This is a genomic window from Arthrobacter sp. Y3221157 (assembly GCF_059089865.1).
Genome location: NZ_JBNHFD010000044.1, coordinates 21,087 through 28,467 on the forward strand (window position 1 = coordinate 21,087; position 7,381 = coordinate 28,467).

Sequence of the window (7,381 nt, forward strand, 5' to 3'; positions counted from 1 at the left end):
ATGGTGCTGCACCGCCGGTCCCGGTACGGCAGGTATGCCGGAGGACCGGACCCGCTTGCCCCGCCGGTGGACCTGTCCGAGGCACTGGAGGCGGTGGCCGAGGACGTCATGGCCGGCTACTCGCCCCGGCACGCCCTCCAGGAATTCCTGCGCCGCGGCGGCCGGAACCGGGACGGGCTGGACGACCTCGCTGCCCGTGTCCAGCAGCGCCGGAAGGACCTGCTGGGCCGGCACCGGCTGGACGGCACCCTCAACGAGGTGCGCAAGCTGCTGGATACCGCCGTGCTGGAGGAGCGCAAACAGCTCGCCCGGGACGCCATGATGGACAACACGGACCGTGCCTTCCGTGAAATGCAGCTGCAGAACCTCCCGGCCTCCACCGCGGCTGCCGTCAACGAACTGGCCTCCTACGACTGGCAGTCGGGTGCCGCACGCGAGGCGTACGAACGGATCAAGGACCTGCTGGGCCGGGAAGTCCTGGACCAGCGCTTCGCAGGGATGAAGCAGGCGCTCGAGAATGCCACCGACGAGGACCGCGAGGCTGTGAACGGGATGCTGCGCGACCTCAACGGACTGCTGGACAAGCACCGCAGGGGTGAGGACACCGACGCCGACTTCCGGGAGTTCATGGCCCGGCATGGTTCCTTCTTTCCGGAGAATCCGCAGTCGGTCGAGGAGCTGATCGATGCCCTGGCGAAAAGGGCGGCAGCGGCCCAGCGGCTCCTGCAATCCATGTCACCCGAACAGCGTGAGGAGCTGATGCGGCTGTCCGCCCAGGCGTTCGGGTCGGCCGAACTGATGGCACAGCTCGACCAGCTCGATTCCAGCCTGCGGGCCCTCCGGCCGGGGGAGGACTGGAACGGGTCAGAGCGCTTTGAGGGCCAGGAAGGGCTCGGGCTGGGTGACGGCACCGGTGTGCTGCAGGACGTTGCCGAACTGGACAGCCTGGCCGATCAGCTCTCCCAGTCCTACAACGGTTCGCGGCTGGATGATCTGGACCTGGCTGCCCTGGCCCGCCAGTTGGGGCAGGACGCCGCCGTGACCGCGCGGACACTTGCGGAGATCGAGCGGGCGATGCACGACGGCGGCTACCTGCGCCGGGGTGCAGACGGGGACCTCCGGCTGTCCCCGCAGGCAATGCGCAGGCTGGGAAAGTCGCTGCTGCGGGACACGGCGAAGCAGCTGTCGGGCCGGCAGGGCCGTCGGGAAACGCGTGCCGCGGGCGCGGCCGGTGACCAGACCGGCTCCAGCAGGCAGTGGGAATTCGGTGACGCCGGTCCTTGGGACGTCACCCGCACCATGACCAACGCCATCCGGCGCACCGTTGCCGAGGGCCGGGATCCGGGCAGTGGCTTCCGCCTGGGGGTGGGGGACATCGAGGTCACGGAGACCGAGGCACGGACGCAGGCCGCCGTCGTCCTACTGGTGGACGTGTCCTTCTCGATGGCGGCCGAGGGCCGCTGGGTGCCGATGAAGCGCACCGCACTAGCGCTGCACCACCTTGTCTCCACCCGGTTCCGCGGTGACCGGCTGCAGCTGGTGACGTTCGGCCGGTACGCGCAGTCCATGGATATAGCCCAGCTCACGGCCCTGCCTGCGTTGCGCGAGCAGGGTACCAACCTCCACCACGGCCTGCTGCTGGCCGGCCGCTTCTTCCGGCGGCACCCGTCCATGCAGCACGTGCTGCTGGTGGTGACCGACGGTGAGCCCACCGCGCACCTGCTGGCCGACGGCGATTCCTGGTTCAACTGGCCGCCGGACAGGGAGACCATCCGCGCCACCGTCACCGAACTCGACCGCCTGGGACGCGCCGGCGTGCAGGCGACGTTCTTCCGCCTCGGGAACGATCCGGGGCTCGAACGGTTCATCCAACGCCTGGCACGCCGGATCGACGGCCGGGTGGTCGCACCCGACGTCGGCGGGCTGGGGGCCGCCGTGGTGGGCGAGTACCTCCGCGCCCACGTACGCAGCTACTACGGCGGCTCCGACTGGGATCTTTAGAACCACCCCTCGGCAGATCTACCCCTCGGTGCCCAGGCCCGCCTCCGCCAGGAGTTCGGTCAGCCAGGGCCGGTGCCCGCGCCGGAACTCGAGTCCCTCGGGCAGGCCCTGGACGGTGGGCTCGGAACCGACGATGTCGATGGTCATCCTGCCGCCGGCTATGGGCGCGTTGGTGATGTGCAGGTTGCCGTAGGACTCCGGCAGGACCGGGTCCATCCAGAAGCCGCCCCGGGACACGTGGGCGTCGTACCGCATGAGGCTGGTGATCAGCATGATCGGTGTGGTGGCCGCCCAGGCCTGGGGTGAGCAGGCTGTGGGGTACGGCACCGGCTCGGCAACCTGGTCGCGGCTGAATCCGCAAAAGAGTTCCGGCAGCCGCCCGTTCGAAAACTCCGCCGCTTCCAGCAGTGCCGTGGAAATCCGCTGGGCCTCCTCCACGAGGCCGTAGCGCATCAGGCCGGCCGCGATGATCGCGTTGTCGTGCGGCCAGACCGACCCGTTGTGGTAGCTGGCCGGGTTGTAGGCGCCCATGTCCGAGGCAAGGGTCCGCACGCCCCAGCCGCTGAACATCTCGGGGGACATCAGCCGTTCGGCCACCAGGGGGGCTTTGTCGTCGTCGATGATGCCATGCCACAGGCATTGCCCCATGTTCGATGCGCAGGCGTCCACGGGCCGTTTCCGGCCATCCAGGGCGACGGCGTAGTAGCCCCGCTCCGGAAGCCAGAACTCCTCGTTGAACTTCTTCTTCAGCCGTGCCGCTTCCCCGGTGAGCTGCGACGCCAGGGCCGCGTCACCGGCGTCGTACGCCATCCAGGCCCGGGACAGCAGCGCGGAGTAGACCAGTGCCTGGACTTCGCACAGGGCGATGGGCGGCTCGGCCATGGTGCCGTCCGCGAAGTTGATCCCGTCCCAGGAGTCCTTCCAGCCCTGGTTGATCAGCCCCTGGTCGTTGAGCCTGGCGTACTCGACGAACCCGTCGCCGTCCTTGTCCCCGTAGTTCCTGATCCAGTCCAGCGCCCGGTCCGCGTTGGGCAGGAGCGAGGCGATGGTGTCTTTCGCGAAGCCCCAGCGGCTGACGGAGCCGAGCGCCATCAGGAACTGGGGTGTGGCATCGACGCTGCCGTAGTAGACCGACTTGCCGCCCAAGGCCAGCCCGCTGGAAACGCCCAGCCTGACTTCATGCAGGATCTTCCCGGGCTCCTCCTCGCTCATCGGATCCACCACTTGGCCCTGGCGGTCCGCCAGCGTCTGCAGCGTGCCAAGAGCAAGGGACGGGTCCACCGCAAGGGCCATTTCCGAGGCCCACAGGGAGTCCCGCCCGAACAGCGTCATGAACCACGGGGCGCCTGCCGCCACGACGATCCGTTCCGGATGCGCGGGGTCCTCGATCCGCAGGGCACCCAAGTCGTCATAACTGCGCCGCAGGGTCCGTTCGATGGAGCGGTTCGTCATATGGAGCCGGGGGATCTTGGCCACCCATTCCTGGCGCCGGCGGTCGCTCGGCGACATCCCGTGCGCGGCCGGGCGGACGGGCGGTGCCGCGGGTGCACCGTCGTCCCCGGCCGGGGCGACACTGAGCAGTGTGCTCCACTGGCCGCGCGCCGGAACCGCCGCCGTGAACGTGAGGGCCCTGGCAGTGGCGGTGGCACCGTGTCCGCTGATGAGAACCGTTTTCCGGACATCGTTCCACGAGGAGCTCACTGTCAGGCGCTCGCCCTCCGCGGTGCGGGATTCCTTCCAGCGGCGCTGGACGCGCGCCTCCTTGACCTCGAAAAGGTCGGCGAAGTCCGACTCCACCTCAATGGACACGCTGCATTCCGCAGGGTCGGACGAGTAGTTCCTGATGGTGATTTCCTCGACGATCCCGGCGGCCACCTCCCGGAGTCGCTCCACGATCAGGGGGCTGTCCGCGTAGCCGTCAGACCGGGGAACGCGGCCGATGAAGAGGGCGCGGTAGGGTTCCTTCGTCTCGGCCGTCAGCGGCTCGAGTGACTGACCGTTCACGGTCAGGTTCCAGCGCGACAGTATGCGGGTGTCCTCATGGAAGGTGCCGTGGGGATGCTCGGGGTGGATATCCCCGTTGGGGGACGAGATACAAAATGATGAACCCTCAACCAGGGTGATGGTTCCTGCCCCCACAGGCCCGGCAGCTGTGTCCGCATTCCATCCGGCCATGGGATGACGCTACGCCTCGCACGCCCCGGATAAAAGGGGTTAGCTCTTGAACCTCCACCGGACCGGGCATACCCTGTCCCCGCGCGCGAATGCCGATCGGACGGAGGAGGCGGCCATGGGCGGAACACCGGCGGAGACGGCGCCGGCAAGCGTGATGGTGGACCTGATCATCTCCCTGGACGGATACGCCTCTGCCGAGGGGTGGCCCGGCTGGTGGGGGTTGGAGGGGCCGGAGTACCTCGCGTGGCTGGACCAGGAAGCGGAGCAGAACTACACCTTCCTCCTGGGCGCCAACACCTACCGGCTGATGTCGGGCATGTCGGGGGAGGCTGCGGCCGGCGGCTCCGAATTTTCCGCGGAGGAAGGTGCCTCGCTGGCCGGGCTTGCCGCGGTGCCCAAAGTGGTCTTTTCTTCCACGCTGCAGGAGCCGCTCAGCTGGCCGAACTCGGAACTGGTCCGGGGGGACGCGGTTGAGGCGGTCCGGGCAATGAAGCAGTCGGGAAACCGGCCGCTGAGCACGCTGGGCAGCCTCAGCCTCTGCCGGTCGCTGCTGGCGGCGGGCCTGGTGGACCGTTTCCGGCTGGTGGTCTTCCCGGTGATCACCGGGCGCACCGGGCGGGAACGCATCTATGACGGCTATCCCGACGTCGCACTCCAGCTGGTGCAGAGCAGGACCTTCGACGGCCGGCTCCAGCTACTCGAATACGTTCCCACTGTGCTGGACGGCCCGCCGGGCGCCAGCCGGACGTGACAAGGACCGGCGCTCATTCCGCACGGCTGGTGGGGATGTCGTGGAAGGCTGCCCATTCGCTGACATCACGGCGTTCGATCGCGGCGGCCATCAGCTCGGGGAAGAGATCGGGCGTGCAGGCAAACGCGGGGACACCTATGCCGGCGAGCGCAGCGGCATGGCCGGCGTCGAAGGTCGGATGCCCGTTGTCGCTCAGTGCCAGCAGGGCGATCATTGTGGCCCCCGAGCCCACGATCGAGGCTGCCCGCCGCAGCATCTCCTCGGCTATCCCGCCTTCGTAGAGGTCGCTGATCAGCACCAGGATGGTCTCGTCCGGGCGGGAAATCTGGCCCTGGCAGTAGGCCAATGCCCGGTTGATGTCCGTGCCGCCTCCCAGCTGGACGCCGAACAGGACATCCACGGGATCATGCAGCTCGTCCGTCAGGTCGACCACCTCGGTGTCAAACACCACCATCCGGGTGCGGACGGACCGGAGGGAGCTGAGGACGGCCCCGAAGACGCTTGAATACACCACCGACTCCGCCATCGATCCCGACTGGTCAATACAGAGGATGATCTCCCGCTGGATCTCGGTACTCCGCCGCGCGTGGCCCACCAGGCGCTCGGGCACCACCGTGCGGTACGCCGGCTGGTAGTTCTTGAGGTTCGCGGCGATGGTCCGGTTCCAGTCGATGTCCCGGTGCCGCGGCCGCCGGGTCCGGGCGGCCCGGTTCAGCGCCCCGGTGACCGCCTGGACCGTCCGCGCCCGCAGCCGCTCCTCGAGCTGCGCGGTTACCTGGCGCACCACCGCCCGGGCGCTCTCGCGTGAGTGTTCCGGGATGACCCGCCCCAGCCCGAGCAGGGTGCTGACGAGTCCGACGTCGGGCTGCACGGTGCGGAGCATCTCCGGTTCGAGCAGCAACTGCCGCAGGCCCAGCCGGTCCATGGCATCGGCCTGCATCACCTGGACCACCGAGGACGGGAAATAGCCGCGGATGTCCCCGAGCCACCGTGCCACACGGGGGCTGGACGCGCCCATGCCTCCACGGCCGCTCCGCTCCGTGTCGTACAGCTGTTCGAGTGCCTGGTCGCGGCGGGCATCGTCGGCGGAAAGACCCACGGCGCTGCCATCGGCGGCTGTTACCCCGTCCGCCTCATGCCCGCCAAGCACCAGGCGCCAGCGGCCAAGCCGGTCGCGTGCGGGTTCTCCAGCCGTCATCCTGTTGTCTCCCATCCCAGGTACCGCGCCATTGTCCGGAGGGCTGGGGCAGCCGCCGCAAAATCCGGCCCGTCGGGTGCGGCGGCTGCCTGGCTGCCGCCTGTCCGGCTCACCTGTTCGCCGATTTCGCGCCGCTCCGGCCTGCTGAACGCCGAAAAGGTCCTGCGCAGGAGCGGCAGGACGTCGTCGAACACTTCCTCGTCCACCCCGCTGATCCAGCCGTCGACGATCGCGAGGAGCCGCGGGTCGTACACCAGGAGGGACGCATCGCCGGAGAGCAGGCCGTCCAGCCATGCGGCGGCAGCGGGCGCCGGGGTGGCCAGCGAAAGGCGGCGGCTCAGGCTGTCCGCCACATGGGCGCCGTCGAGCAGCCCTGCGTCCAGGAGAAGCCGCGTGGCGCGCCCGGCCACGGCGCCATGGATGCGGTCTGAACCCGCGACGGCGGACAGCGCCCGCCGCCAGTCATCGCGCGGCAGGTCGGGCAGGAGCGACAGTCCATCATTGGCTGCGTCGATGGCGTGGCGCATGGCCGCGGCGGCTTCATCATCCAGGCCGGCGCAGGCGGTGGGCAGGCCCACGCAGGCCCGCACCACCGTGGCATCGAGGATCTTCCGGACGCCGCTGACGTCCACGCCACGGACGTTGCCATACCGGCATGTGCGCGCCAGCGGCCCCACCGTTTCGAGCAGCGGTGCGACGTCCTGCTGGCGGGCAGTGCGCTCGGCGAGCGCCGAAACTACGGTTCCGACCCCGTCGGGGAGATCGGCCAGCAGGCACCGCGACAGCAGTTCACTGAGGTCCGCAAGGCTGTCCGCGTGTGCCGCCTGCTCCGCGGCGGCTGCAGCAGCGGCTGCGGCTACGGTGGTGCCGTGCAGGCTGGCTTCCACCACTGCCACGCTCAGTTCCGGCTTCCAGCAGAGCGTCCACGCCTCCTTGAAGGTGCCGGCGGTGCGCCCGGCTTCCGCGGGGACCCCCCAGTCCACGCCCAGCAGCTGCAGCCGGTGCAGCAGCACGGACCGGGCAAGCTGGTTCGGCTTGCGGAGGTCCAGGACGAGGATTTCCTCAGTGGCGGCCGGCTTCCAGCGCAGGCGGCGCTGGGATGCAGTGAGGTCTGCAGCCAGCGGAAGGGTCGGCACGGTATCCGGCACACTTCCGAGCTTCTGTCCCACCGTGAGCTCGCGGTGCACGATGGACAGCGGCTCCGGCGAGCCGTCGCACAGCACGGCCTGAGCGGCGTCGTCGAGCTCGGCCAGTCC

Annotated in this window: 5 protein-coding genes; 2 read left to right on the forward strand and 3 right to left on the reverse strand. The window is 69.3% G+C overall.

Annotated features, from left to right (window positions below):
* Positions 1 to 2,001, forward strand: coding sequence for a vWA domain-containing protein (locus tag AC5RTT_RS12435; protein ID WP_494145445.1), 2,001 nt, complete (start codon positions 1 to 3; stop codon positions 1,999 to 2,001).
* A gap of 18 nt (positions 2,002 to 2,019) precedes the next feature.
* On the opposite strand, the gene AC5RTT_RS12440 is transcribed toward AC5RTT_RS12435, so the two are convergent.
* Positions 2,020 to 4,176: an amylo-alpha-1,6-glucosidase gene (locus AC5RTT_RS12440; protein WP_494145446.1), complete on the reverse strand. Its 2,157-nt coding sequence runs from the start codon at positions 4,174 to 4,176 to the stop codon at positions 2,020 to 2,022.
* Between the two features lie 115 nt (positions 4,177 to 4,291).
* Here AC5RTT_RS12440 and AC5RTT_RS12445 point away from each other — a divergent pair, with 115 nt between their 5' ends.
* A complete protein-coding gene (locus AC5RTT_RS12445) occupies positions 4,292 to 4,927 on the forward strand; it encodes a dihydrofolate reductase family protein (protein ID WP_494145447.1) in 636 nt (211 codons plus the stop codon).
* 13 nt (positions 4,928 to 4,940) lie between these two features.
* On the opposite strand, the gene AC5RTT_RS12450 is transcribed toward AC5RTT_RS12445, so the two are convergent.
* Both AC5RTT_RS12450 and AC5RTT_RS12455 read right to left on the reverse strand, forming a co-directional pair.
* Complete coding sequence (locus tag AC5RTT_RS12450) at positions 4,941 to 6,125, reverse strand: VWA domain-containing protein (RefSeq protein WP_494145448.1); 1,185 nt, start codon at positions 6,123 to 6,125, stop codon at positions 4,941 to 4,943.
* Positions 6,122 to 7,381, reverse strand: a 1,260-nt coding sequence (locus tag AC5RTT_RS12455) for a DUF5682 family protein (RefSeq protein ID WP_494145449.1), incomplete at its 5' end; no start/stop codon positions are given. The genes AC5RTT_RS12450 and AC5RTT_RS12455, both read right to left, overlap by 4 nt.